At 67.2% G+C, this 26,750-nt stretch carries 23 protein-coding genes; 10 read left to right on the top strand and 13 right to left on the bottom strand.

Annotation, left to right across the window (positions count from 1 at the left end; all coding sequences use genetic code 11):
- Positions 1 to 5 precede the first annotated feature (5 nt).
- Both WJ16_RS13960 and WJ16_RS13955 read left to right on the top strand, forming a co-directional pair.
- Positions 6 to 1,205, top strand: a complete 1,200-nt coding sequence (locus WJ16_RS13960) for an acetyl-CoA C-acyltransferase (RefSeq protein ID WP_069257555.1) — start codon at positions 6 to 8, stop codon at positions 1,203 to 1,205.
- 92 nt (positions 1,206 to 1,297) lie between these two features.
- Entirely contained in the window at positions 1,298 to 2,065 is a 768-nt protein-coding gene (locus tag WJ16_RS13955; protein ID WP_069257554.1) for an enoyl-CoA hydratase, read from the top strand.
- A 51-nt stretch (positions 2,066 to 2,116) separates the two neighbouring features.
- Here WJ16_RS13955 and fdhD read toward each other — a convergent pair whose 3' ends face one another.
- On the bottom strand, positions 2,117 to 2,932 hold the full coding sequence (gene fdhD / locus WJ16_RS13950) for a formate dehydrogenase accessory sulfurtransferase FdhD (protein ID WP_069258068.1): 816 nt from the start codon (positions 2,930 to 2,932) through the stop codon (positions 2,117 to 2,119).
- Between the two features lie 145 nt (positions 2,933 to 3,077).
- On the opposite strand from fdhD, the gene WJ16_RS13945 reads away from it, so the two are divergent.
- Positions 3,078 to 3,560, top strand: coding sequence for a nitrate reductase associated protein (locus WJ16_RS13945; RefSeq protein ID WP_069257553.1), 483 nt, complete (start codon positions 3,078 to 3,080; stop codon positions 3,558 to 3,560).
- 46 nt (positions 3,561 to 3,606) lie between these two features.
- Here the strand turns inward: WJ16_RS13945 and WJ16_RS13940 are convergent, their stop codons facing one another.
- Entirely contained in the window at positions 3,607 to 4,002 is a 396-nt protein-coding gene (locus WJ16_RS13940) for an acyl-CoA thioesterase (RefSeq protein ID WP_059533053.1), read from the bottom strand.
- A gap of 174 nt (positions 4,003 to 4,176) precedes the next feature.
- Between WJ16_RS13940 and WJ16_RS13935 the strand changes: the two genes are divergently transcribed.
- A complete protein-coding gene (locus WJ16_RS13935) occupies positions 4,177 to 6,060 on the top strand; it encodes an ABCB family ABC transporter ATP-binding protein/permease (RefSeq protein ID WP_069257552.1) in 1,884 nt (627 codons plus the stop codon).
- 12 nt (positions 6,061 to 6,072) lie between these two features.
- On the opposite strand, the gene WJ16_RS34815 is transcribed toward WJ16_RS13935, so the two are convergent.
- The 4 genes from WJ16_RS34815 to WJ16_RS13925 form a co-directional block, all read right to left on the bottom strand.
- A complete protein-coding gene (locus WJ16_RS34815) occupies positions 6,073 to 6,657 on the bottom strand; it encodes a DUF4276 family protein (RefSeq protein WP_076605926.1) in 585 nt (194 codons plus the stop codon).
- Entirely contained in the window at positions 6,654 to 7,814 is a 1,161-nt protein-coding gene (locus tag WJ16_RS33245; RefSeq protein WP_076605925.1) for an AAA family ATPase, read from the bottom strand. The genes WJ16_RS34815 and WJ16_RS33245 overlap by 4 nt, the downstream gene beginning before the upstream one ends.
- A 79-nt stretch (positions 7,815 to 7,893) precedes the next feature.
- Positions 7,894 to 8,622, bottom strand: coding sequence for an N-acetylmuramate alpha-1-phosphate uridylyltransferase MurU (gene murU, locus WJ16_RS13930; protein ID WP_069257551.1), 729 nt, complete (start codon positions 8,620 to 8,622; stop codon positions 7,894 to 7,896).
- A gap of 31 nt (positions 8,623 to 8,653) precedes the next feature.
- A complete protein-coding gene (locus WJ16_RS13925) occupies positions 8,654 to 9,703 on the bottom strand; it encodes an aminoglycoside phosphotransferase family protein (protein ID WP_069257550.1) in 1,050 nt (349 codons plus the stop codon).
- A 223-nt stretch (positions 9,704 to 9,926) separates the two neighbouring features.
- Between WJ16_RS13925 and WJ16_RS13920 the strand changes: the two genes are divergently transcribed.
- The 4 genes from WJ16_RS13920 to rsmA are packed head-to-tail and all read left to right on the top strand — an operon-like array spanning position 9,927 to position 15,575.
- On the top strand, positions 9,927 to 12,287 hold the full coding sequence (locus WJ16_RS13920) for an LPS-assembly protein LptD (protein ID WP_069257549.1): 2,361 nt from the start codon (positions 9,927 to 9,929) through the stop codon (positions 12,285 to 12,287).
- 51 nt (positions 12,288 to 12,338) lie between these two features.
- Positions 12,339 to 13,697: a peptidylprolyl isomerase gene (locus tag WJ16_RS13915; protein WP_069257548.1), complete on the top strand. Its 1,359-nt coding sequence runs from the start codon at positions 12,339 to 12,341 to the stop codon at positions 13,695 to 13,697.
- An 11-nt stretch (positions 13,698 to 13,708) separates the two neighbouring features.
- Positions 13,709 to 14,698: a 4-hydroxythreonine-4-phosphate dehydrogenase PdxA gene (gene pdxA, locus WJ16_RS13910; protein ID WP_069257547.1), complete on the top strand. Its 990-nt coding sequence runs from the start codon at positions 13,709 to 13,711 to the stop codon at positions 14,696 to 14,698.
- Positions 14,699 to 14,747: 49 nt separating this feature from the next.
- On the top strand, positions 14,748 to 15,575 hold the full coding sequence (gene rsmA / locus WJ16_RS13905) for a 16S rRNA (adenine(1518)-N(6)/adenine(1519)-N(6))-dimethyltransferase RsmA (protein ID WP_069257546.1): 828 nt from the start codon (positions 14,748 to 14,750) through the stop codon (positions 15,573 to 15,575).
- 98 nt (positions 15,576 to 15,673) lie between these two features.
- Here the strand turns inward: rsmA and WJ16_RS13900 are convergent, their stop codons facing one another.
- Positions 15,674 to 16,609, bottom strand: a complete 936-nt coding sequence (locus tag WJ16_RS13900) for a DMT family transporter (protein WP_069257545.1) — start codon at positions 16,607 to 16,609, stop codon at positions 15,674 to 15,676.
- A 410-nt stretch (positions 16,610 to 17,019) separates the two neighbouring features.
- Between WJ16_RS13900 and gloA the strand changes: the two genes are divergently transcribed.
- Entirely contained in the window at positions 17,020 to 17,409 is a 390-nt protein-coding gene (gene gloA / locus WJ16_RS13895; protein ID WP_069257544.1) for a lactoylglutathione lyase, read from the top strand.
- Positions 17,410 to 17,516: 107 nt separating this feature from the next.
- Here the strand turns inward: gloA and WJ16_RS13890 are convergent, their stop codons facing one another.
- Genes WJ16_RS13890 through glyQ form a run of 5 tightly spaced genes read right to left on the bottom strand, consistent with a single transcriptional unit; the run spans position 17,517 to position 22,959 of the window.
- A complete protein-coding gene (locus WJ16_RS13890; protein WP_069258067.1) occupies positions 17,517 to 18,404 on the bottom strand; it encodes a M48 family metallopeptidase in 888 nt (295 codons plus the stop codon).
- A 46-nt stretch (positions 18,405 to 18,450) separates the two neighbouring features.
- Entirely contained in the window at positions 18,451 to 19,215 is a 765-nt protein-coding gene (locus WJ16_RS13885) for a lysophospholipid acyltransferase family protein (protein ID WP_069257543.1), read from the bottom strand.
- Between the two features lie 43 nt (positions 19,216 to 19,258).
- Complete coding sequence (gene gmhB, locus WJ16_RS13880) at positions 19,259 to 19,822, bottom strand: D-glycero-beta-D-manno-heptose 1,7-bisphosphate 7-phosphatase (protein ID WP_069257542.1); 564 nt, start codon at positions 19,820 to 19,822, stop codon at positions 19,259 to 19,261.
- A gap of 10 nt (positions 19,823 to 19,832) precedes the next feature.
- Entirely contained in the window at positions 19,833 to 21,932 is a 2,100-nt protein-coding gene (gene glyS / locus WJ16_RS13875) for a glycine--tRNA ligase subunit beta (RefSeq protein ID WP_069257541.1), read from the bottom strand.
- Positions 21,933 to 21,954: 22 nt separating this feature from the next.
- Positions 21,955 to 22,959, bottom strand: a complete 1,005-nt coding sequence (glyQ, locus tag WJ16_RS13870) for a glycine--tRNA ligase subunit alpha (protein ID WP_076605924.1) — start codon at positions 22,957 to 22,959, stop codon at positions 21,955 to 21,957.
- Between the two features lie 332 nt (positions 22,960 to 23,291).
- Here glyQ and WJ16_RS13865 point away from each other — a divergent pair, with 332 nt between their 5' ends.
- The gene (locus WJ16_RS13865) at positions 23,292 to 24,965 is read left to right on the top strand and encodes a hypothetical protein (protein WP_069258066.1); all 1,674 of its coding nucleotides are present in this window, start codon (positions 23,292 to 23,294) and stop codon (positions 24,963 to 24,965) included.
- Between the two features lie 76 nt (positions 24,966 to 25,041).
- On the opposite strand, the gene lnt is transcribed toward WJ16_RS13865, so the two are convergent.
- The gene (gene lnt, locus WJ16_RS13860; RefSeq protein WP_069257540.1) at positions 25,042 to 26,730 is read right to left on the bottom strand and encodes an apolipoprotein N-acyltransferase; all 1,689 of its coding nucleotides are present in this window, start codon (positions 26,728 to 26,730) and stop codon (positions 25,042 to 25,044) included.
- Between the last annotated feature and the right edge of the window lie 20 nt (positions 26,731 to 26,750).

Here is a 26,750-nt window from a genome sequence, read left to right as displayed (position 1 = left end):
CTCAAATGAGCAAACAATTGCAAGACGCATACATCGTCGCCGCCAGCCGCACGCCGATCGGCAAGGCCCCGCGCGGTGTCTTCAAGAACACGCGCCCGGACGAGCTGCTGGTCCACGCGCTCAAGTCGGCGGTCGCGCAGGTGCCCGGCTTTGACACGAAGCTGATCGAGGACGCGATCATCGGCTGCGCGATTCCGGAAGCCGAACAGGGCCTGAACGTCGCGCGCATGGGCGCGCTGCTCGCCGGCCTGCCGCAGACGGTCGGCGGCGTGACGGTCAACCGCTTCTGCGCGTCGGGCATCACCGCGCTCGCGATGGCGGCCGACCGCATCCGCGTCGGCGAATCGGACGCGATCTTCGCGGGCGGTTGCGAATCGATGAGCATGGTGCCGATGATGGGCAACAAGCCGTCGATGTCGCCGCACATCTTCGATCGCAATGAAGACTTCGGCATCGCGTACGGGATGGGCCTGACCGCCGAACGCGTCGCCGAGCAGTGGAAGGTGAGCCGCGAAGACCAGGACGCGTTCTCGGTCGAGTCGCACCGCAAGGCGCTCGCCGCGCAGCAGGCCGGCGAATTCAACGACGAGATCGCCGCGTACACGATCACCGAGCGTTTCCCGAATCTCGCGACCGGCGAAGTCGACGTGAAGACGCGCGAGATCAAGCTCGACGAAGGCCCGCGCGCGGATACGTCGCTCGAAGGCCTCGCGAAGCTGCGCACGGTGTTCGCGAACAAGGGCTCGGTCACGGCCGGCAACAGCTCGCAGACGTCGGACGGCGCGGGCGCGCTGCTCGTCGTGTCGGAGAAGGTACTGAAGGAATTCAACCTGACGCCGCTCGCACGCTTCGTGAGCTTCGCGGTGCGCGGCGTGCCGCCGGAAATCATGGGCATCGGCCCGAAGGAAGCGATTCCGGCCGCGTTGAAGGCCGCCGGTCTCAAGCAGGACGATCTCGACTGGATCGAGCTGAACGAAGCGTTCGCCGCGCAATCGCTGGCGGTGATGCGCGACCTCGGCCTCGACCCGTCGAAGGTCAACCCGCTGGGCGGCGCGATCGCACTGGGCCACCCGCTCGGCGCGACCGGCGCGATCCGCGCGGCGACCGTCGTGCACGGCCTGCGCCGCCGCAACCTGAAGTACGGGATGGTCACGATGTGCGTCGGCACCGGCATGGGCGCCGCGGGCATCATCGAACGCCTGTAAGCGGAGCGGCACGAAAAGCGACGACGGTGCGCGGGCCACGAGCTCGCGCACCGTTTTTTCATTCCGATAGAGGAAAGTCAAAGGAGACGGTTGTGGCCGAAATTCAAGTGGAACGCGCCGACGGCGTGATGACGATCACGATCGCGCGCCCGGCGAAGAAGAACGCGCTGACGGCGGCGATGTACCAGACGATGGCGGACGCCCTCGCCGAAGCCCAGGAAGACAATGCGATTCGCGCGATCCTGCTGCGCGGTGGCGAAGGCAACTTCACGTCGGGGAACGATCTCGAGGATTTCCTGAAGTCGCCGCCGAAGGACGACACGGCGCCGGTGTTCCAGTTTCTGGCGCGGATCAGCAGCGCGAGCAAGCCGATCGTGGCCGCGGTGCCGGGCCTGGCGGTCGGCGTCGGCGTGACGATGCTGCTGCATTGCGATCTGGTCTACGCGGCCGATACCGCGTCGTTCTCGCTGCCGTTCACGCAGCTCGGGCTGTGCCCGGAAGCCGCATCGAGCGTGCTGCTGCCGCGCCTGGCCGGCCATCAGATCGCGGCCGAGAAGCTGTTGCTCGGCGAGGCGTTCGATGCGCTGGAAGCGCACCGGATCGGCATCGTCAACCGCGTGCTGCCGGCGGCCGAGCTCGATGCGTTCGCGGCGAAGCAGGCGGCGAAGCTCGCGGCGCTGCCGGCGGCATCGCTGCGCGTGACGAAGGCGCTGCTGAAGGATACCGGCGGCGTGGCTACCGCCGCGCGGATGGCCGAGGAGGCGGCGCACTTCTCGGCGATGCTGCGCGCGCCGGAAGCGCGCGAGGCGATGACGGCGTTCTTCGAGAAGCGCAAGCCGGATTTCCGTCAGTTCGACTGACGAAGTCGTGCGCGCGGGCAGCGCACCGCCGGCGCGCATCCGCGCGCGCGGTCAGGCCGTGCCGTAGTCGACGTGGCCGGTGGCGCGGCAGAAACTGACGAGCCGCAGGCCGGCCGCTTTCGCGATCTCGATCGCGAGCGACGACGGCGCGGAGATCGTCGCGACCAGCGGGATGCCGACCCGTGCCGCCTTGCGCACGAGCTCGTAGCTCGCGCGGCTCGACAGGAACACGAAGCCGTCGGTGGTATCGGCGCGCGACAGCACGAGCGAGCCGATCAGCTTGTCGAGTGCGTTGTGGCGGCCGACGTCCTCGAATGCCATCCGGATCGCCCCTGTTGCGTCGCACCACGCGGCGGCATGCAGGCCGCCGGTCAGTTGCGTGAGCGCCTGATGCGCGGGCAGCTCGTGCGCGGCGCGCGCGAGCGCGTCGGGCGCGAGGCGCGCGAGAAAGCCCGTATCGGGCACGCGTTCGGGCGCGAGGTCGAGCAGGTCGATGCTTTCGATCCCGCAGACGCCGCAGCCGGTGCGTCCGGCGAGCGCGCGGCGCCGCTCCTTCAGCGCGGCGAACGCCTGCTGGACGACCTCCAGGTGCACCTCGGCGTGCGGCAGCGGCGCGTCGGCGTGCAGGATCACGTCGATGTCCTTGATGTCGCTGCCGCGCGCGACGATCCCTTCCGAGATCGCGAAACCGACCGCGAACGCTTCGAGGTCGCACGGCGTACACATCATCACCGCATGCGAGATGCCGTTGAAGACGAGCGCGACGGGCCATTCCTGGCCCACGTAGTCGTGGGCGTTTTCGACGGCGCCTCCGCGCGTGCGGCGCACGGACAGTTCGATCGCGCCGCGCGGTTCGTCGTCGCGCATGGCGCCGGATTCGGTCGGATTCACGAGCACTCCCGTTGATTCGGCGCGCGGGCGGCGGCAATCGTATCCGCCGCCCGCGCGCAGAGGTTCTAAAATACCCCAGGCAAGCCGGCCGCGCCGGCACCCGCCACGTCAGGTAACGATCATGGGACTCAGCGACGCTCCACTGCTATTCGCCTTCGAACACGATTCGTCGGAAAACTTCACGTACATCCCGATGATCGTGCGCTTCAATCTGGACCGTTTCGGCCTGCGGATCTCGCTCGAGCAATGGCAGTTGCTGCCGCTCGAGGACCGCAAGCTGCTCGCGCGCTTTCCGGCCGACGACGACACCGCGATCGAACCCAACTTCGATCACGCGCTGTTCGAAATGCTGCGCACGCACGCGGATCTGGAACCCACGTGGTTCCAGCCGGACGACCAGCCGACCTGGCGCGCGACCGACGTCGTGCCGGAGTCGCTCGTGCAGCAGAGCGCGCTGGCCGGGCTGACGGCGCCCGCACTCGCGCAGTGGCAGCGGCTCGCGCCGTTCCAGCGCTACGTGCTGGTGAAGCTGTCGCGCAAGCCGACGCTGAACCACGATTTCGTGCCCGCGATGCGGGAGTTCGGGCTGACGGCCACGCACTGACGTGGTCGCGGGCAGGTAGCGGGCGCCGCTGCGCGGCGCGCGCCCGTTAGAGCGGCGGCAGTTGCCGCGGCTTGCGGTCCGGGCCGGTCGCGACGTAGGTGAGCGTCGCTTCGGTGACCTTCACGACTTCGCCCATCAGGCGCATGCGCTGTGCGTATACCTCGACGTCGACCGTGATCGACGTGTTGCCGGTGCGCGTGATGGTCGCATAGAAGCTCAGCAGATCGCCGACGAACACCGGCTGCTTGAACACGAACGAGTTGACCGCGACCGTCGCGACGCGGCCGTTCGCGCGCTGGCTCGCGGGGATCGAGCCGGCGATGTCGACCTGCGACATGATCCAGCCGCCGAACACGTCGCCGTGGACGTTCGCGTCGTGCGGTTGCGGGACGACGCGCAGCGCGGGCTGCTTTTGCGGAAGTTCGAGGGTCGAATCGGTCATGGCGGGGGCTTTCATCCTGTAATAAATGCGCCGCCGCGCGCAGGCGGCCGGCGAGGGCGCCGGCAGCGGCGCGAGGCGGCTTCTGCGACAATACAACGTTCGCAAATTGTACGAGAAAGTGAGCGAGCCGGCCGCCGATGCACGCGCCCGGCACCGCCGTCGATCCTTCCCCCCATGCGCCGATTTCCTGCTTCCGGCGAGCCCGCGCCGGCTCCCACCGGGCCCCGCAACGACTGGCAGACCATCCGGTCGCTGCTGCCGTACCTGACCACCTACAAATGGCGCGTCGGGCTCGCGCTCGCCTGCCTGATCGGCGCGAAGGTCGCGAACCTGGGCGTGCCGGTCGTGATGAAGCGCATCGTCGACCACCTGTCCTACGTCCAGCAGATCACCGCGCTGGGCCGCGCCGAACAGTCGGCCGGCATCGTGCTCGCGGGCGGCGTGGGGCTGCTGGTCGTCGCGTATGCGCTCGTGCGGCTGTCCACTTCCCTGTTCACCGAGCTGCGCGAGATCCTGTTTTCGAAGGTCACCGAGAGCGCGGTGCGCCAACTCGCGCTGCAGGTGTTCCGCCATCTGCACGGGCTGTCGCTGCGGTTCCATCTCGAACGCCAGACGGGCGGCATGTCGCGCGATATCGAGCGCGGCACGCGCGGCATCCAGCAGCTGATTTCGTATTCGCTGTACAGCATCCTGCCGACGCTCGTCGAGGTCGGGCTCGTGCTCGGCTTCTTCGTGGTCAAGTACGAGGCCTATTACGCGTACGTGACGTTCGCGGCGCTGGTCACGTACATCGTGTTCACGGTGAAGGTCACCAACTGGCGCACGCATTTCCGCCGCACGATGAACGAACTTGATTCGCGCGCCAATTCGCGGGCGATCGATTCGCTGATCAACTACGAGACGGTCAAGTATTTCGGCAACGAGGAGTGGGAGGCGCAGCGCTACGACGAGAACCTGAAGCGCTACCGGAAGGCCGCGATCCGTTCGCAGAATTCGCTGTCGGTGCTGAACTTCGGCCAGCAGGCGATCATCGGCACCGGGCTCGTGTTCATCCTGTGGCGCGCGACGCAGGGCGTGCTCGCGGGCAAGCTGACGCTCGGCGATCTGGTGCTGATCAACACGTTCATGCTGCAGCTGTACATTCCGCTGAACTTCCTCGGCGTGGTGTACCGCGAGCTGAAGCAGAGCCTCACCGACATGGACCGGATGTTCGGGCTGCTGTCGGCCGCGAAGGAAGTGGCCGACCTGCCCGATGCGCGGCCGCTCGCGGTCGCCGGTGCGCAGGTGCGTTTCGAGCACGTGAATTTCGCTTACGAACCGGCGCGGCCGATCCTGCACGACGTGTCGTTTACGATCGAAGCCGGCACGACGACCGCGGTGGTCGGCCACAGCGGCTCCGGGAAGTCGACGCTGTCGCGGCTGCTGTTCCGCTTCTACGACCTCGACCGGCCGGCGGGCGGCGCGATCCGGATCGACGGCCAGGACATCCGCGACGTCACGCAGGATTCACTGCGCGCATCGATCGGGATCGTGCCGCAGGACACCGTGCTGTTCAACGACTCGATCTACTACAACATCGCGTACGGCCGGCCGAGCGCGACCCGCGACGAGGTGATCGCGGCCGCGCGCGCCGCGCACATCCACGATTTCATCGAGAGCTTGCCGAAGGGGTACGACACGCCGGTCGGCGAGCGCGGGCTGAAGCTGTCGGGCGGCGAGAAGCAGCGCGTCGCGATCGCGCGCACGCTGCTGAAGGATCCGCCGGTGCTGCTGTTCGACGAGGCGACGTCGGCGCTCGATTCGCGCTCGGAGCGCGCGATCCAGCACGAACTCGACCAGATCGCGCGGCATCGCACGACGCTCGTGATCGCGCACCGGCTGTCGACGGTCGTGCACGCGCAGCAGATCCTGGTGATGGACCACGGGCGGATCGTCGAGCGCGGCACCCACGATGAACTCGTGCGCGCGGACGGCCTGTATGCGCAGATGTGGGCGCTGCAGCAACAGCGACAGGAACAAATTGAGCACCCGGCTGCCGAGTCGGACGTCGACTTTTAGCGCTATACCTGCTTAGGAGAGATTGCGCAAACTGGCACGAGCACGTGATAGGCTTGGTGAACGCCCTGCAGCCCTTTCAGGGCACCAGACTGTGCCAATTAGTTGACTTAAGCGAGCGTTGTAGCCAAATCCTTGCGAGGAGACGCTCCCTTGAGAAACAACCATATCCTCTCGCACATCGCGATTTGCTTTCTGTGCTAATGCTAAAAGCGTTTGCTTGGGATCAGCTAATTCGTCGGGCGATGGGGGGAGTTTCGACACCTTTGCGCCTAACAACGTTTGCATCGCTACATGATCAGCAAGTATCCATGATTCGATTTCACGTACGGCGACTCGGAAAATTAAATTTCTAGGCGGCTTCTTCGAGCCGAGCCATTCGGCTATCAGGGTTTTGGGGTGTGCAATTTGATCAAGGTCGGTGATTAATAATACCGGTTGCTGGTCGGCCATCTGGCAGAAATTCGGGATTCTTTTTCTGAGGTAGCCATTCCCTTGTTTCCCAACACAAAGACCGACCTCAAGGCCGGCCTCTTGTGCTAAGCGCTTTCCGATTTGCTCGCTTACTTCATCTTCGGTTGCTATAACAAGCCACGTCATTGCCAAAGTCCCAATTGTTCTGCTGCTTTGGGATGAGTTTTGGGTAGTACGACTTCTGCCACTGATAGGCCATTTTTAAGCGCAAATTCTTCCTTTGCATTGATAGGGCGGACTCGGGTTCCCTCCTGTGCAGGTTCAAGTAGGAGAACTCCGCGACCATCAATAGCTGGGTTGCTCAATAGCGCTTCGCTGTGTGTGCTGATTAATACCTGTCGAGGGCGCCGTTTTCTATCCCGTTGGATACGATGGAGTAGACGAGGAATTTCTCGGACGATCGCATCATTTAGAGATAGTTCCGGCTCTTCTAGCAGCAATAGCGAGTCACCTTCCAACAGCACCCAAAGAAGTGCTAGTAATCGGAGGGTCCCATCTGAAAATTGCTCTTCCCTTTGCCATCCTGCATTGGGGCGATAGTGTGAGTATTTTGCTTCTAGGTGAGGTCGGCCATTTACCTTGTCAGGTGCGAAGCGAAGTTCCTTGAATTGAGGGACTGCCAATTCAAGGGCGGCGCCAATTTTTTTTAAACGCGAATCACGTGTTTTTTCTGGGGTTTTCGCAATGCGTTCGAGAAACCCTTGGCCGAAGGGGTCTTCTTCAAGACGCTGGCCGCCGATTTTGTCGCCATATTTCAATAATTGAGGAACGAGATGGAGATACGTCGTCTCTGCAAAAAATGCTGCAAGATCGCGAAATTTCGCATTTCCCTGAATTTGCTCGAGAGCGGTCTGTGTTAGCCGAACTGCGTCCTTCTTGTCATTTTCATCCGGACGATTCAAAACACACTTTTCGCCTTGCCATACTTGCTCTACTGAAATCAGAGTGCGTTGTGCACCTTTCCCTTCCGGCTTGAATCCGAGTATATATCGCCACATCGGCTTTACATCGTCGACGTTTTCGGCGACGTGGACCTCAATGCTTACTTCGGGATCTCTACGCGCATGTAAGCAGCGGAGTTTTTGAATGCCTTCGCGATCGTGAATGGCTTTTTGTAGGCCTCCACCTTGTGGTTTGCTCACGTCTCGAAGGAATCGAAACGCATCGAGTAGATTCGATTTCCCCGATGCATTTGCTCCGAGAAGATAGGTCCGGTCGCGTAGGGGAACGTCAACCTCGCGAAAATTGCGCCAATTTTTTAATTTGAGATGGGTGACAATCATGAAGGCTTCCTCGGTGGAAGTGGCTAGTATACGCGCACTGTCATTTCTCCGTTGTCTGACTGTCTCAAATTGGCATGTATTAGGCTGAATGCCGAGAGCTCTTGAGTCTTCGATCCAGCTCGCCGAGCTGCGCGGGCGTACCGACGTTCTCCCAGATACCTTCGTACAGTTCCCCGCTCGCGCGGCCGGCTTCGATCGCCGTGCGATAGTACGGCGTCAGCGCGCGGCGCGTGCCGGGCGCAAGATCGCGGAACATCCGCGTGTCGTACAGGCCGATGTTGCCGAACGTGAAGCGCGCGGCGCCGTCGAGCGCGAGGCGACCGTCGTCGCCGAGCGCGAAGTCGCCGGCCGGGTGGAACGGCGGGTTCGGCACCATCACGAGGTGCATCGCCGGTGCTTCGAGCGCGGCCATCCGGCCGGCACGAGGTGCGAGCGTCCGGTAGTCGAACGCGCAGTACACGTCGCCGCTGACGGCCGCGAACACGGCCGGCTGCCCGTCGCGTTCGATGAGCGGCAACGCCTGCGCGATGCCGCCGGCCGTTTCCAGCGCGTCGCCCTCGGCCGAATACGCGAGCCGCACGCCCCAGCGCGAACCGTTGCCGAGCGCGGCCTCGATCTGCTCGCCGAGCCATGCATGGTTGATCACGATCGTCTCGATGCCCGCGCGCGCGAGCGCCTCGATCTGCCACACGATCAGCGGCTTGCCGCCCGCTTCGAGCAGCGGCTTTGGGCGGGTGTCGGTGAGCGGGCGCATCCGTTCGCCGCGCCCGGCGGCGAAGATCATCGCCGTGGTCAGGGTATTGCTCATGTTCGGCCGGGTGTCAGGAGAGTCGCAACGATCAGAACGTATAGCCGACGTCGGCCGGTGCGTTGCCCTCGAGTTCGTCGAGCAGCTTCGCGAACGGCACGAGCGGGCGGTAGCGCAGCGCGACCTTGCGTGCGTACGCAATGAAGCGCGGCAGGTCGTTCAGGTAATGCGGCTTGCCGTCGCGGTAGTTGATGCGCGGGAACAGGCCGAGCACCTTGATGTGGCGCTGCAGCCCCATCCATTCGAGCTGGCGGTAGAACTCGCCGAAATCCGGGTCGACCGGCAGGCCGGCCTTTTTCGCCTTTTCCCAGTAGTACGCGAAGCAGTCGAGCTCGAATTCTTCGTCCCAGCTGATGAACGCGTCGCGCAGCAGCGACACGACGTCGTACGTCAGCGGCCCGTAGACGGCGTCCTGGAAGTCGAGGATGCCCGGGTTCGGCTCGCACACCATCAGGTTGCGCGGCATGAAATCGCGCAGCATGAAACCCTGCGGCTGCGCGTGCGCGCTGGCGACCAGCAGCGCGAACGTGCGGTCGAGCGTGCCGCGCATCGCGTCGGTGACGGGTTTGCCGAGGTGGCGGCCGACGAACCATTCGGGCATCAGCTCCATCTCGCGGCGCAGGAATGCCTCGTCGAACGGCGGCAGCACGTCGGGCTTCGACGCGAGCTGAAAGCGGATCAGCGCGTCGAGCGCGGCGCGCATCAGCGGCCGCGCGGCGGCCGGGTCGGCCGGATCGAGCACCGAGATGTACGACGTGCGGCCCAGATCGGTCACGAGCATGAAGCCCGCGTCGAAATCGTGGGCCAGCACGTCCGGCACGTGGTCGCCGGCCGCGGCGAGCAACTGCGCGACCTGTACGAATTCACGGCACTTCTCGGGCGGCGGCGCGTCGACGGCGATCAGCGTGCCGCCGGCGCTCGTGGCCGATACGACTCGGAAGTAGCGGCGGAAGCTGGCGTCCGACGACGCGGGCGCGAGGGTCGACAGATCGAGCGCGAAGCGCTCGGCGAGCGGGTGCAGCCACGCGGTGAGCGCGTCGAGGCGGGCGTCGGGCTGGGATGCGGCGGATGGGAGCGTCATGAAACTCGGAGGAGGGGGGAACGTCTTGCCATATAATACCCCACGACTTTTTTGACGCGCCCCGCGTCAGCTTTGCGCCGAGCAGGCCCGCCGCCTGTCGCGCCGTCGCCCGATCGCCTCCCCGGTTTGCGCTCAGCCGCAGTCGCGGTGCGACGGCGCGGCCCGCCGCGCGCGAATGTGCCGCGACGGCGCGGTTGACAAGGGGCGATTCGCCAAACGATAGATGCCGCCCAAACCGCTATTCCCGAATGTTATCCCCGGTGACGGGGCGCCGCGCAAACGGCGACTCGCGCTCGCGCTCCTGGCCGTGCCCGGCCTCGTGCCGGCCGTGTCGTACGCGCAGCTGTCGGGCGCGGCCGCGCAACCGCAGCCGCTCGACTCGCCGTGGGATCTGCGCCTCGCGCCCCAGCTCGAGGATCATCCGCTGAAGGACGGCGCGAAGCCGGCCGCCTTCGTGATCGCCGACCACACGAGCGGGACGGCCGAGCAGGATCTCGCCGCGAAGGGTTCGGCCGAGCTGCGGCGCGGTGACGCCGTCGTGAAGGCCGACGCGATCCACTACGATCAGGATACCGACATGGCCGATGCGTACGGCCAGGTCCGGGTGATCAATTCCGGCACGTCGTTCGCGGGCCCCGAGGCGCACCTGAAGATCGAGGCGAACCAGGGCTTCATGACCGCGCCGAAGTATCACTTCAACGTGACGGGCGGCTCGGGCAGCGCGGAGCGCGTCGACATGGTCGACAACGAGCGCTCGGTGTTCATCAACGGCACCTACACCGCGTGCCAGTGCTCGACGAACCCCGCGTGGTACATCAAGGGCAGCCGCTTCGACTTCGATACGGGCGCCGACGAAGGCACCGCGCGCAACGGCGTGCTGTTCTTCCAGGGCGTGCCGATCTTCGCGAGCCCGTGGATGACGTTCCCGCTGTCGGGCGAACGGCGCAGCGGCCTGCTGCCGCCGACGTTCTCGATGAACTCGAGCAACGGCTTCGAGCTGACGCTGCCGTACTACTTCAACATCGCACCGAACCGCGACCTGACGCTCACGCCGCGCATCATCTCGCGGCGCGGCGTGATGGCCGAGGCGACGTTCCGCTACCTGTCGCCGTCGTATTCGGGCACGTTTACGGCCAATTACCTGCCGGATGACCGGCTCGCGCACCGCAATCGCTACGCGATCTACTGGCAGCACCAGCAGAACTTCGGCGGCGGCTTCGGCGGCTACGTCTACTTCAACAAGGTCTCGGACAACACCTATCCCGAGGATCTCGGTTCGTCGAACCAGTTCATCAACGGGACGCAGACGCTGTACCAGCAGGAAGCGGGCCTCACGTACAACAACGGCCCGTGGTCGGTGCTCGCGCGCTACCAGCACTGGCAGACGCTGCCGCCGTCGATCGCGCCGTACAGCCGCGAGCCGCAGTTGAACGTGAAGTACACGAAGTACAACGTCGGCGGCTTCGACTTCGGCGCGGAAGCCGACTATTCGCGGTTCCGCATCACGACCGCCGATGCGACCCAGGGTGACCGGATCGTCTTCAACCCGTACATCTCGTACGGCGTGTACGGCCCCGGCTACTTCGCCGTGCCGAAGGTCCAGTATCACTTCGCGTCGTACGACCTGAACTACCTGTCGTCGACCACGCCGAACAGCCCGAAGCGCTTCACCGAGTCGATCCCGACCGTGAGCTTCGACTCGGGGCTGATCTTCGACCGCTCGGTGCGCCTGTTCGGCCAGGACTTCATCCAGACCCTCGAGCCGCGCCTGTACTACGTGTACACGCCGTATCGCAACCAGTCGAACGCGCCGCTGTTCGACACCGCGGAATCGGACTTCGGCCTCGCGGAGATCTACCAGCCGAACACGTTCGTCGGCAACGACCGGATCGCCGATGCGAACCGGATCACGGCCGGCCTCACGTCGCGCTTCATCGATCCGCGCACCGGCGACGAGCGTGCGCGCTTCGTGGTCGCGCAGCAGTATTACTTCGCCGATCAGCGCGTCACGCTGAATTCCGGGCAGAGCGCCGTACTGGCGCGCCACTCGGACCTGATCGTCGGCGCCGCGCTGAAGCTCGGCTCGGGCTTCATGTCGGAGACGGCGTTCCAGTACAACCAGAACAACAACCAGCTCGTGAAGTCGAGCGTCGGTTTCGGCTACAGCCCGGGCGAGCGCCGCGTGATCAACGTCGGCTACCGCTATACGCGATCGAACACCACGCTCGACAACCAGCCGATCAACCAGTTCCTGGTGTCCGCGCAATGGCCGCTCACGCGCCGCCTGTATGCGATCGGCCGCTTCAACTACGACCTCGCCGGCGATCGCGTGGTCGACGGTCTCGTCGGCTTACAATACGACGCGGACTGCTGGGCGCTCGGGGTCGGGGTGCAACGGGCTGCGAACGGCATCAATTCGTCGGGACAGCAGAACTCGTCGACGCGATTCATGATGCAGCTGACGCTCAAGGGCCTGTCGACCGTCGACAACGGCCTCGTGTCCGCGTTCCGTGCCGGGGTGCCGGGCTATACGCCGCTGCCGCCGCCGGCGCCGCCGATGTCCCGCTTCAGCAACTACGAGTAACGCCGGCTTGTCTGCACCGGTCAGCACGATTTCAATGGAGTTCCAGTGGCAATGAAGAAAACCCTTCGTTTCGCGGCAGTCGTGTCCAGCCTCGCTGCGGCCGCCGCGCTGCTCGCCGCCGCGCCGGCCGCGGCACAGGCGCTCGGTTCGCAAGGTGCGCGGCTCGCCGACGAAGTCGTCGCCGTCGTCAACAACGACGTGATCACGGGCCGCGAACTCGACCAGCGTGCGGGCCTGATCGCGCGCCGGCTGCAGCAGCAGAACGCGCCCGTGCCGCCGACCGACCAGTTGCGCGCGCAGGTGCTGAACCAGATGGTGCTCGAGCGCATCCAGGTGCAGAAGGCCAAGGACGACGGGATCCGCATCGACGACGCGACCGTGCAGGCCACGCTGCAGCGTCTCGCGCAGGCGAACGGCATGACGCTCGACCAGTACCGCGCGCGTCTCGAAGCGCAAGGCGTGCCCTGGAGTGTGTTCACGGGCGACGCGCGTACCGAGCTGATGCTGTCGAAGCTGCGCGAGCGCGAGGTCGACGGCAAGATCACCGTGTCGGACGCCGAGGTCGCGAACTACATCGCGAGCCAGCGCGGGCCGAACGCGTCGCAGCAGCAGGACCTGCGCTTCCAGCACATCTTCATCAAGGCGCCGACCAACGCGCCGCAGGCCGACATCGAAGCCGCGCAGAAGAAGGCGGACGCGTTGCTGCAGCAGGCGAAGTCGGGTGCCGATTTCGAAAAGCTCGCGAAGAACAATTCGGAAGCGAACGACGCGAAGAAGGGCGGCGACCTCGGCTTCAAGGCGCCGAGCGCGCTGCCGGCCGACGTCGTCGAGGCCGCATCGAAGCTGCGTCCGGGCGAGGTCAACCCGACGCTGATCCGCGTGCCGGACGGCTTCGAGATCGTGCGTCTCGTCGATCGCCGCCAGAGCCAGGGCGCGAGCGCCGCCGCACCGAAGATCGTCCAGACGCACGTGCGCCACATCCTGCTGCGCGTGGGCGAAGGCAAGTCGGAAGGCCAGGCGCGCCAGCAACTGGCCGACATCCGCAACCAGGTCGAGGCCGGCGGCGATTTCGCGAAGTTCGCGCGTACTTACTCGCAGGACGGGTCGGCGTCGCAGGGCGGCGATCTCGGCTGGATCAGCCCGGGCGAGACCGTGCCGGAATTCGAGCGTGCGATGAACAACCTGCAGGATGGCCAGATCAGCCAGCCGATCCGTACCGAATACGGCTATCACCTGATCCAGGTGCTGAGCCGCCGCGAGGCGGAAGGTTCGGTGCAGCAGCAGATGGATATCGCGCGTCAGGCGATCGGCCAGCGCAAGGCCGAGCAGGCGTATGCCGACTGGCTGCGCGAACTGCGCGACTCGTCGTACGTGCAGTACAAGATCGGCGGCGTCGGCCCGGCGAACTGAGCGAGCGTTCGATGACCACGCCCGCGCTGCAGATCGCGATCACGACCGGCGAACCCGCGGGGGTCGGCCCCGAGCTGACCGTGCAGGCGCTGCGTGAAGCCGCGCAGCGCTGGCCCGACGCGCATTTCACCGTGCTCGGCGATGCGGCGCTGCTCGATGCGCGTGCGGCGGCCGTCGGCGCCGAGTGGGGCACGCCGGCCGGCGGCGGGCCGGTGTCGGTCGCGCATCATCCGCTCGCGGTGCCCGCGCGGGCGGGCACGCTGGACGCGGCGAACGGCCCTTATGTCCTCGGGCTGCTCGACGCGGCGATCGACGGTGCGCTAGCCGGCCAGTACGATGCGATCGTCACCGCGCCGTTGCAGAAGAGCACGATCAACGATGCGGGCGTGCCGTTTACCGGCCATACCGAATATCTGGCGGAGCGCACGCATACGCCGCGTGTCGTGATGATGCTGGCCGGAACCGGCCCGCAGCCGCTGCGCGTCGCGCTCGCAACCACCCATCTGCCGCTGAAGGACGTATCGGCCGCACTGTCGATCGACGGGCTCGTCGAGACGCTCGCGATCATCGATCGCGACCTGCGGCGCGACTTCGGCCTGGCCGCGCCGCGCATCCTCGTGACGGGCCTGAACCCGCACGCGGGCGAGAACGGTTATCTCGGCCGCGAAGAGATCGACGTGATCTCGCCGGCGCTGGCCCGCGCGAACGCGCAGGGCATCGATGCGCGCGGCCCGTATCCGGCCGACACGTTGTTCCAGCCGCGCCATCTCGCCAGCGCAGATTGCGTGCTCGCGATGTTCCATGACCAGGGTCTGCCCGTGCTGAAGTACGCGACGTTCGGCGAGGGCATCAACGTGACGCTCGGGCTGCCGATCATCCGCACGTCGGTCGATCACGGCACGGCACTCGATCTGGCCGGCACGGGCCGCGCGGACCCGGGCAGCATGATCGCCGCGCTCGACACGGCTGTCACGATGGCGCGCCATCGCCGCACGGCCTGACGCGGCGCGGCTTCACCTCATTCGTCGTATTTTTCGTTTTACTGAGTCGATGTCGAACAGCAGACAGCACCAAGGCCATTTCGCGCGCAAGCGCTTCGGGCAGAACTTCCTCGTCGATCACGGCGTGATCGATTCGATCGTTTCGACGATCGGCCCCGCGCGCGGCCAGCGCATGGTCGAGATCGGCCCCGGGCTCGGCGCGCTGACCGAGCCGCTGATCGCGCGCCTCGCGACGCCCGAGTCGCCGCTGCATGCGGTCGAGCTCGACCGCGACCTGATCGGGCGGCTGCAGCAACGTTTCGGCGCGCTGCTCGAACTGCATGCGGGCGATGCGCTCGCGTTCGACTTCCGTTCGCTCGCGGCGCCCGGCGACAAGCCGTCGCTGCGGATCGTCGGCAACCTGCCGTACAACATTTCCAGCCCGCTGCTGTTTCACCTGATGACGTTCGCCGATGCGGTCATCGACCAGCACTTCATGCTGCAAAACGAGGTCGTCGAACGGATGGTCGCGGAGCCGGGCACGAAGGCGTTTTCGCGGCTGTCGGTGATGCTGCAGTACCGCTACGTGATGGAGAAGATGCTCGACGTGCCGCCGGAGTCGTTCCAGCCGCCGCCGAAGGTCGATTCGGCGATCGTCCGGATGATTCCGTACGAACCGCACGAACTGCCGGACGTCGATCCCGTGCTGCTCGGCGAAATCGTCACCGCCGCGTTCTCGCAGCGCCGCAAGATGCTGCGCAATACGCTCGGCGACTATCGCGAGACGATCGATTTCGACGCGCTCGGCTTCGATCTCGCACGCCGCGCGGAAGACGTGAGCGTGGCCGAATATGTGGGCGTCGCGCAGGCGCTCGCGGCGGTGCGCAAGGCTGGCTGACGCCGGTTACGCGAGCTGGACCGGATGTGTGCCGAAACGGCTGCCCTGCGAGGCAGCCGTTTTTTATTGCGTGGGCCCGCGCGGATTGCGCGTGGGCGTCATGCGCGCCGCCGCGGCGGCGCGTTGACGAGCGCGATGCCGGCCAGCACGAGCGCGGCCGCGGACATGAAGCGCCAGCCGACCGATTCGCCGAGCAGCAGCACGCCGAACGCGACGCCGAACAGCGGCGACAGGAACGTGAAGACGGACAGCCGCGACGCGCTGTAGCGCGTGAGCAGCCAGAACCACGACAGGTAGCTGACGAACGCGACGATCACCGACTGGTACGCGAGGCTCGCCACCGCGACCGGCGTGACGTGCGCGAACGACACCTGGCCGAACAGCGCGGCAAGCGCGACCAGCACGAGCGCCGATACCGCGAGCTGATAGAACAGCGTCTTGCTCGCGCTCGCCCGTGCGAGCGCTGTTGAGCGCACGACGACGGTCGTCGCGGCCCACATCGCGCCGCCGAGGATCCCGAGCGCGTCGCCGGCAAGCCCCGCCAGCACGGAGGCGCCGGGCGCGCGCGGCTTCAGGAAGCCGTCCGCGAAGGCGAGCGCGATGCCGGCGAAAGCGAGGCCGACACCGGCCCACTGCGTGCGCTGCAGGCGCTCGCCGGGCGCGAACAGGTGCAGGCCGAGCGCGGTGAAGCACGGCGCCGTGTACAGGAAGATCGCCATGTGCGACGCGCTCGTCAGCGTCAGCCCGAAGAACACGCAGACGAATTCACCGGCGAACAGCGCACCGGCCGCGAGGCCCGCGCCGAACGTGCCGTCCGCCTGGAACAGCGGCGTCCCGCGCGAACGGGCCCAGCCCCACAGCAGCAGCGCCGCGATCACCGAGCGCAGCCCGGCCTGGAACATCGGCGCGATCGCGGCGTTCGTGCTCTTGATCGCGACCTGCTGGAAGCCCCAGATCGCGCACAGCAGCAGCATCAGGCCGACGGCGCGGGTGTCGAGCGCGCGGCGCGCGGGGGCGGCGGCGCGTGCGGTCATTGGCGAACCTCACCGGTTCGGTACGGCGGCTGCGGGATCGGGAGGGCGGCGCATCCGGCGCGCTCGAATCGGCGGTTTCGCACGGTAGTGTGGCGGTAGGGAAGGGTAAGGGGTCGCGTTCGGGCGATGGGCCGCATGCCCGTTTTTGGTGCGAGGTGGACGGATGTTACCCGATCGGCGCGGTAGCCGGGCGAGTCCGATCGGGCGGTTTCCCGGTGTGGTGCGCGGAGCGGCCGGCGAGGATGGGGCGTATCGAGTGCGCACCGGCTTTGCGCGTCGGGCCGGACGCGCCGCCAGCGCCCGCAACTCGGCGCCCCCGGCTGGGCGCCCCCGGCTGGGCGCCCCCGGCGAATTTCACCCGACTCTGGTAGAGTTCCCGGTTCTGGAAAGTCCCCACAGGAGTACAACACATGCGATTGCTGCATACGATGCTGCGAGTCGGCGATCTCGACCGCTCGATCAAGTTCTACACCGAATTGCTCGGCATGAAGGTGCTGCGCCGCGACGACTATCCGGAAGGCAGGTTCACGCTCGCATTCGTCGGCTACGAGGACGAAAGCACGGGCACCGTGATCGAGTTGACCCACAACTGGGATACGCCGGCTTACGATCTCGGCAACGGCTTCGGCCACCTCGCAGTGGAAGTCGACGACGCGTACGCGGCCTGCGACAGGATCAAGGCGCAAGGCGGCAAGGTCACGCGCGAAGCGGGCCCGATGAAGCACGGCACGACCGTGATCGCGTTCGTCGAGGATCCGGACGGCTACAAGATCGAATTCATCCAGAAGAAGGCGCACTGAGCGCCGGGTGAACCGGGCCGCGGCGTGCGACGTACGCCGCGGCCGCAAAAAAGGGCGCTGCGGGGGTAACCCGCGGCGCCCTTTTTCGTGGGCGGCGAAGCCGCGCGTCAAAGCGACGGCAGCAGCTCGGGCGGATGATGCTTGAGCGTGTGCCGCGCCTCGCGGAACTCGGGGAAGATCGATTCGACGGTCTGCCAGAAGGCCGGGCTGTGGTTCATCTCGCGCAGGTGCGACAGCTCGTGCGCGACGACGTAGTCGATGATCGACATCGGGAAATGGATCAGCCGCCAGTTCAGGCGAATCTTGCCGTCGCTCGAGCAGCTGCCCCAGCGCGTCGCAGCCGACGACAGCGCGTACATCGAATACGTGACGCCGAGCTTCTCCGCATAGACCGCGAGGCGTTCGCCGAAGATCCGCTTCGCTTCGCCCTGCAGCCAGCCCTGCACACGATCCTTGATCTGCTGCATGTCGGCCTGCACGGACAGCGGCAGCGACAGCCGCAGCGCATCGGCATCGAACGCGACGGCGCCCGCGCCGAGCGCGATCGTCACCGTCTTGCCGAGATACGGAAGCTGCGCGCCGTCGCGCCAGTCGATCTGCGGCAGCGCGCGCTGCTCGGTGCGCGTCTTCCACTCCGCGAGTTTCGCGAAGATCCAGCGTTGTTTCTCGGAAATCGCGGCTTCGATGTCGGCGAGCGTGACCCAGCGCGGTGCGGTGATCGACAGCCCGCTGCCGTCGATCGTGAAGCCGATCGTGCGGCGCGCGGAGCGCTTCAGCCGGTATTCGAGCACGCGGCTGTCGAGTGCGAACGTACGCACGCGTGAGCGATCGGGCGCCGGGCGCGGATCGAGCGGCGCGGCGGGAGCAGCGTCGGGCGGCGCCGGCGGCGTGGCGGGCGCCGACGGTGCGGCGGCCGGCCCGTCGAAGAGCGGCAGATCCATCTGGCGATGATCGAGGGCCACGACGGCAGGCCGTGGCCGCGGACGCTGTTTCATCAGTTCGCTTCTTTTTGTCGTACGCAACGGCTGCAACCCGGGAACGTCAGGCACGCGCGGCATCGCGCGTGCCGGCATTGCCCGCCTGGCGATACGAATCCGGATCGATCCGGCGCATCTCCGCTTCGATCCATGCTTCGACCTGCGAGTTCAACGCATCGGGCGTCAGCCCTTCGCTCGGAATCGGCTTGCCGATCGACACGGTGACGACGCCCGGGAATTTCGTGAACGAGTTGCGCGGCCACACCCGACCTGCATTGTGCGCGATCGGCACGACGGGCGCACCGGTTTCGATCGCGAAGCGCGCGCCGCCCGTCTTGTACTTGCCCTGCTTGCCGACCGGCGTGCGCGTGCCTTCCGGGAACATGATCATCCATGCGCCTTCCGACAGGCGCTTCTTGCCCTGGCGGATCACCGACGTGAACGCGTTCTTGCCTTCCTTGCGGTTGATGTTGACCATGTGCAGCATCCCGAGCGCCCAGCCGAAGAACGGCACGTACAGCAGCTCGCGCTTGAACACGTAGCAGAGCGGCTTCGGCATCAGCGCCGGAAACGCGAGCGTTTCCCACGCGGACTGGTGCTTCGACAGCAGCACGGCCGGGCCGTCGGGCAGGTTCTCCATCCCTTCGATGCGGTAGCGGATGCCGTTCAGCCAGCGCACGACCCACAGCGTCGACTTGCACCAGCCGGCCGCCATCCAGTAGCGCGCATCGGGGCGCATGAACGGAAAGGCGATGAAGCACGCGGTGGCGTACGGCACCGTGTACACGATGAAGTAGATCAGCAGCAGCAGGGAGCGGATGAAGCGCATCGGCGGAAGTCTGGCGTTGGGGAGAATGCGCGCGGCGGCTGCATCACTCGTGTTCGTGTGAAAGGAAATCGAGCGCAAATGCGCGCAGGTCGTCGTGGACCTTCGTGCCCGGCGGCAGGTTGCCGCCGGCGAGCGTCTTCTTGCCCTTGCCGGTGAGCACGAGGTGCGGCTGGAAGCCGACCGCGACGCCGGCCTGCAGGTCGCGCAGCGAATCGCCGACGACCGGCGTGTGATCGGGATCGAGCTCGAAGCGCTCGGCGATCATCTGCATCATGCCGGGTTTCGGCTTGCGGCAGTCGCAGTGATCCTCGGCCGTGTGCGGGCAGAAGAACACCGCGTCGATGCGCGCGCCGACCGCGGCCGCCGCGCGATGCATCTTCAGATGCATCGCGTTGAGCGCGGCCATGTCGAACAGCCCGCGACCGATGCCGGACTGGTTGGTCGCGACGACCACGCGATAACCGGCGTGGTTGAGCCGGGCGATCGCCTCGAGGGCGCCGGGCAGCGCGATCCATTCGTCGGGCGTCTTGATGAACGCATCCGAATCGACGTTGATCACGCCGTCCCGGTCGAGGACGACGAGCTTTCGGTTGGGGCTGGTCGGCATCGTTCGGCCCTTACGCAGCGAGCTTCGAGATGTCGGCGACGCAGTTCATCTGCTGATGCAGCGCGGACAGCAGCGCGAGACGGTTCGCGCGCAGCGCCGGATCGTCCGCGTTGACCATCACGTCGTTGAAGAACGTGTCGACCGGCGCGCGCAGCGCGGCGAGCGCCGACAGCGCGCCCGTGTACGCACGCGCCTCGAGCTGCGACTGCACGTGCGGCGTCACGGCCGCGAGCTGTTCGTGCAGCGCCTTCTCGGCGGCCTCGACGAGCAGGGCCGGCTGCACCGCGCCGTTCGCGCCGCCTTCCGACTTCTTCAGGATGTTCGAGATCCGCTTGTTCGCGGCCGCGAGCGCTTCCGCTTCCACGAGATGCGTGAATTCGCGCACCGCGTCGAGGCGTGCGACGAGATCGTCGATGCGCGTCGGGTTCAGGCTCAGCACCGCGTCGACTTCGCCGGCCGAGTAGCCGCGCTCGCGCAGCAGGCCGCGCAGGCGGTCCATGAAGAACGCGAGAATCGCATCGGTCGATTCGGCGACGCCCGGCACGCCCTCGAAGCGCGCGTGGGCCGTGCGCAGCAGCGACACGAGGTCGAGCGGCAACTGCTTCTCGAGCAGCAGGCGCAGCACGCCGAGTGCGTGGCGGCGCAGCGCGAACGGGTCCTTCTCGCCGGTCGGCGCGAGGCCGATGCCCCAGATGCCGACGATCGTCTCGAGCTTGTCGGCGAGCGCGACGGCGGTCGACACGGGCGTGGTCGGCAGTGCGTCGCCGGAGAAGCGCGGCTGGTAGTGCTCGGCGCATGCGAGCGCGACGTCGTCGGCTTCGCCGTCGTGGCGCGCGTAGTACGTGCCCATCGTGCCCTGCAGTTCCGGGAATTCGCCGACCATGTCGGTCAGCAGGTCGGCCTTCGCAAGGCGCGCGGCGCGCTTCGCGTGCGCGGCGTCGGCGCCGATCGCGGGCGCGATCTCGCCGGCCAGCGCCTCGAGGCGCTCGACGCGCGCGAGCGCCGAACCGAGCTTGTTGTGATACACGACGTTCGCGAGCAGCGGCACGCGCTCGGCGAGCGGCTTCTTCTTGTCCTGCTCGAAGAAGAACTTCGCATCGGCGAGGCGCGGGCGCACGACGCGCTCGTTGCCTTCGATGATCTCGCCCGGCGTCTTCGTGTCGATGTTCGACACGATCAGGAAGCGCGAGCGCAGCTTGCCGCCGACGTCGGTCAGCGCGAAATACTTCTGGTTCGTCTGCATCGTGAGGATCAGGCATTCCTGCGGCACCTGCAGGAATTCGTCCTCGAAGCGGCACGGATAGACGACCGGCCATTCGACCAGCGACGTCACTTCGTCGAGCAGTGCTTCGGGCATCACGACCGTGTCGCCGTCCGCATGCTCGTTCAGCTGCGTGCGGATCGTTTCGCGGCGGTCGGCGAAGTGCGCGATCACGCGGCCCTTGTCGCGCAGCGTGTCGGCGTACGCGTGCGCATGCTGGATCGCGACGAGGCCGTCGGACAGGAAGCGGTGGCCGAGCGTCGTATCGCCGGCGTCGATGCCGAACGCGGTCACGGGCACGATGCGATCGTCGTGCAGCACGGTCAGGCGATGCACGGGGCGCACGAACTTCACGTCGGAGCCGTCCGGGCGCTGGTAGGTCATGAACTTCGGGATCGGCAGCTTCGCGAGCGTTTCGTCGAGCGCGGCCTGCAGGCCGTCGGCGAGCGTCGCGCCGGCCGCCGAATAATTGACGAAGAACGCTTCGGCCTTGCCGTCCTGCGCGCGCTCGAGATCGGCGATCGACAGGTTCGGGTGGCCGAGCGCCGCGAGCTTCTTCGCGAGCGGCGCGGTGGGCTTGCCTTCGGCGTCGAGCGCCACCGATACGGGCAGGACCTTTTCGCGGACCTGCTTTTCCGGTGCGACGGCGCGCACGTTCTGCACGACGACGGCGAGGCGGCGCGGCGTCGCGTAGCGTTCGAACACGAGTTCGCCGTCGACGAGGTCGCGCGCGGCGAGGCGTTGCGCGAGGCCTTCGGCGAATGCGTCGCCGAGGCGCGCGAGGGCCTTCGGCGGCAGCTCTTCGGTCAGCAGTTCGACGAGCAGGGGGGCGGGATGATTGTGCGTCATGTTTGGATGAAATCTCGTCTCGTCAGACCTGATCGATGTTGCGTTCGACCTTGAGCGGCGGCACCCATGCCGGCTGCGCGGCGTCCTGGGCGTCGGTGGTGAGGCCCGGCACGCCCGGCGGGTTGCCGAGCATCGGGAAGCCGAGCTTCTCGCGCGAGTCGTAGTAAGCCTGGGCGACGAGACGCGACAGCGCGCGGATGCGGCCGATGTATGCCGCGCGCTCGGTGACCGAGATCGCGCCGCGCGCATCGAGCAGGTTGAACGTGTGGCCGGCCTTCAGCACGAGTTCGTACGCGGGCAGCGCGAGCTGCGCGTCGATCATCTTCTTCGCTTCCGCCTCGTAGCTGTTGAAGAACGTGAACAGCAGGTCGACGTTCGCGTGCTCGAAGTTGTAGGTCGACTGCTCGACCTCGTTCTGGTGGTAGACGTCGCCGTACGACAGGCGGCGCAGCTCGGGGCCGTTCGGGCCGTGCTCTTCCCACTCGGTCCACACGAGGTCGTACACGTTCTCGACCTTCTGCAGGTACATCGCGAGGCGCTCGAGGCCGTACGTGATTTCGCCGAGCACGGGCTTGCATTCGAGGCCGCCGACTTCCTGGAAGTACGTGAACTGCGTGACTTCCATTCCGTTCAGCCACACTTCCCAGCCGAGGCCCCACGCGCCGAGCGTCGGGTTTTCCCAGTCGTCCTCGACGAAGCGCACGTCGTTCTGCTTCAGGTCGAAGCCGAGTGCCTCGAGCGAGCCGAGGTACAGGTCGAGGATGTTTTCCGGCGCCGGCTTGAGCACGACCTGGTACTGGTAGTAGTGCTGCAGGCGGTTCGGGTTCTCGCCGTAGCGGCCGTCCTTCGGGCGGCGCGACGGCTGCACGTACGCGGCGCGCCACGGCTCGGGGCCGACCGCGCGCAGGAACGTGTGGACGTGCGACGTGCCCGCGCCGACTTCCATGTCGATGGGCTGGAGCAGGGCGCAACCCTGCTTGTCCCAGTAGGACTGCAGCGTCAGGATGATTTGCTGAAACGTAAGCATGAAGAGCCTTCGTGGCGCGGGCGCTCCGTTGCGGGCGGCGCTCCGGGCGGGGCCCGGAGGGTCGGCTCGCGCGGCGGCGCGGCTTGTTAGTGTGCTGAAACGCGTAATTTTACCGGATCGGCGGGCGGATGCGGCCGGAACGCGGGCGGGTGCACCGCCCGCCTCGTTCGAGCGGCGTGCGCGGGCGCGGCCGACGCACGCCGGGCAGCCCGCGCGCGGCACGTCGCGACGTGGCGGCCGCACGGTGTCGCACGGTTTCGCGCGGGCGTTAAGATGCGCGTATTGCGGTGCGCGCGACGCGTGCCGCGCCACCGCTTGCCGAACCCGACCGCATGGACGATCCGACCGACATCCTCATTCCGCTGCTTCCGCCTTTCCTCGCGCTGCTCGGGCAGGCCGCCGACGCGCAGGCGCGCGGCGAGCACGCCACGCACGACGTGTGGCTCGCCGCCGCCGCGCACCTGCATGCGGTCGATGACGATGCGCTCGCGCAGCTCACCGGCGTGCTCGTCGCGCGGCAGCGCACGGCCGACGCGGTTGCGCTCGCCGAATGCGCGGCGCGCGTGCGGCCTGGCGCGCCCGCGTATTTCAATCTCGGCTACGCGCTGCAGATGGCCGGCCGTCACGCGGATGCCGTGGCGCCCTATCGCGCGGCGCTGGCGCTCGATGCCGGGCGGCCGTCGCTGCGCAACAACCTCGCGATTGCGCTGCGGCTGTCGGGCGGTGATCGTGCCGAAGAGGTCGCGCTGCTCGACGCGGCGGTACAGGCCGATCCGCGCGACGTGCAGGCGTGGATCAACCTCGTCGTCGCGCGGATCGCGATGCACGACCTGGACGGCGCGCTCGCGTGCGCGGCGCGGCTCGTCGAGCTCGCGCCCGACAACGCGCTCGCGATGAACAACGTCGCGATGGCGATGAAGGAGGCGCAGCGGTGGGACGATGCCGAGCGTTATGCGGCGCGCGCGTGCGAGCTGGCGCCCGACGACGCGTCGTACCGTTTCAACCTGGCGATCATCCAGCTCGTGCGCGGCAATTTCGCGGCCGGCTGGCAGGGCCACGAGGCGCGCTGGGACGGCGCGGGCGAGTTGCGCGGCCGCCGGCCGGCGCTGCCGGGCCCGCGCTGGCAGGGCGAGCCGCTCGCCGGCAAGACGCTGCTGGTGTGGGGCGAGCAGGGGCTCGGCGACGTGCTGCAGTTCTGCCGCTACGTCGTGCCGCTCGCCGAACGCGTGCATCGCGAAGGCGGCCGGCTCGCGTGGAATACGTTTCCGGCGGTCGGCACGTTGATGCAGCGCAGCCTCGGCGCGCATGCGGACGTGTTCGGCGCGGGGGGCGGCGTCGACGTGCTGCCCGCCTTCGATTACGAAGTCCCGCTGATCGGCCTGCCGCTGATGCTCGGCATGGAGGCGTCGACGCTCGCGTCGTCGGTGCCGTATCTGCGGGCCGATCCGCACGCGCGCGACGCGTGGCGCGCGCGGCTCGCGGGCGAGCGCCGGCTGAAGGTCGGGCTCGTGTGGACGGGCAGCGCGGGGCACCAGCGCAATCCGTTCCGGCGCGTCGGGCTCGAGCGCTATGCCGACGCGTTCCGCGGAATCGACGGCGCCGCGTTCTATTCGCTGCAGCCGGGCGCGGAAGCCGATGTCGAGGCCGCGCGTGCGGCCGGCTTCGCGATTGAGGATTTCACGGCGGAACTGACGAGCTTCGACGAAACGGCCGCGTTCATCGGTGCGCTGGATCTCGTGATCACCGTGTGCACGTCGGTCGCGCACCTGGCGGGCGCGCTCGGCGCGCGCACGTGGGTGCTGCTCGACGTGAATCCGCACTGGCCGTGGCAGCTCGAACGCACGGACAGCCCGTGGTATCCGAGCGCGACGCTGTACCGGCAGGCGGCGTTCGGCGCGTGGGCGCCGGTGATGGAGGCGGTGAGTCGCGACCTGCGGCGTCTGGCCGCGCAGCCGCTTCAGTCGGCAGTGTCGGGCGAGTCGGCCGACTTGTCCCCGCGGGCCTGAGCGCCCGGCCGGCTCGCGACGGCCGTGCCGCTGCATGCAACAGCGGCCGCGCATTGCGCGGCGGCCTCGCGTTGCGTCATTCCGGCTGGTCGTCGCCGTTCTTGCGGCCGTTGCGGCGGCGCAGCCCGGGGCCGAACGTGAAGCCGAACGCGAGCAGCACGAACGACACCGCGAGCACGACGACGTTGCCGCTCGTCACGTAAGGCGTGAACCCGCTCGTGCCTTCGATCCGCACGTCGAGCGAGCCGATCGTGAACGGCTTCAACTGGCCGAGCACGCGGCCGCGCGCATCGATCGCGGCGGTCATCCCCGTGTTGGTCGAGCGCAGCATCGGCCGGCCCGTTTCGAGCGAGCGCATCCGCGCGATCTGCAGATGCTGGTCGAGCGCGATCGTGTCGCCGAACCACGCGAGGTTCGTCACGTTGACGAGCACACCCGGCGGCTGCGGATTGTCGCGGATCGTCGCGGCGATTTCCTCGCCGAACAGGTCCTCGTAGCAGATGTCGGCCATCACCGGCTGGTTGTGCACGAGGAACGGCTTCTGCACGGGCGCGCCGCGCGCGAAGTCGCCGAGCGGCATCTTCATCAGGTTGACGAACCACCGGAATCCCCACGGGATGAATTCGCCGAAGGGCACGAGGTGGTGCTTGTCGTAGTGATAGATGTCGCGCGAATTCGGCGTCACGCCGTACAGGCTGTTCGTGTAGTCGACGTAGTGGCCGTCCTCGGTCACCGATGCGCCGACCGCGCCGAACAGCACGGCCGAGCCCGTCGTGTCGCTGAACTTGCGGATCGCGACGGCGAACGGTTCGGGCAGCTCCTGGATCATCACCGCGATCGCGGTTTCCGGCGTGACGATCAGGTCGGCCGGCTTCTCGATGATCATCTGCGTGTACATCTTGATCGCCGCGTCGATGCCCGCTTCCTCGAACTTGATGTCCTGCTTCACGTTGCCCTGCAGCAGCCGCACGGTGAGCGGCGCGTTCGCGGGCACGGTCCACGTGACCTGCGACAGCCCGAGACCGGCCGCGATCAGCGCGAGCGCGATGCCGGCCGGCGCGGCGATGCGCACGCGTGCAGGCGCGCTGCGGGGTTCGGCAAGCGGCGACGGCCGCGCGGCGGCGAGCGCCTGCACGACGAGCGCGGCGAACAGCGCGAGCACCCACGCAATCCCGTACACGCCGGCGACCGGCGCGAAGCCCGCGAACGGGCCGTCGACCTGTGGATAGCCGCTGGCGAGCCACGGAAAGCCGGTGAACACGGTGCCGCGCAGCCATTCGCCGAGCGCCCATGCGCTCGCGAACGCGAATGCGCCATGCCAGGTCGGCGAGAACGGCCGCGGGTCGGGCGTGCGGCGATGCCACGCATGGCCCGCGCAGAACGACCACAGCCCGGCGGAGAACGCCGGGTACAGCGACAGGTACAGCGCGAACAGCACGAGCGCGCCGCCCGCGAGCGGCGCGGCCATCTCGCCGTACACGTGCATGCTGATGTAGAGCCACCAGATGCCGGTGATGAAGTTGCCGAAGCCGAACGCGCCGCCGGTGAGCGCTGCGCTGCGCCAGCTCGCGGTGCGCGTGAGCTGCGCGAAAAACCAGACGAATACGACGAGTTGCAGCCAGCCGCCATGCGGCGTCGGTGCGAAGCTGAGCGTATTGGCGGCGCCGGCGAGCAGCGCGGCCGGGTAGTGCCAGCGCGGCAGCGCGCGGCCGGGTGTCGGCGCGAGAAGACCGCCAGCCGGGCGGGACAGGATCGGATCGTCCATGTGAAGCGAAAGTGGGCGAG

Source organism: Burkholderia metallica, assembly GCF_001718555.1.
GTDB classification, from domain to species: domain Bacteria; phylum Pseudomonadota; class Gammaproteobacteria; order Burkholderiales; family Burkholderiaceae; genus Burkholderia; species Burkholderia metallica.
Note: the sequence above shows the minus strand (reverse complement) of the source record. Positions and strands in the feature narration are given on the sequence as shown.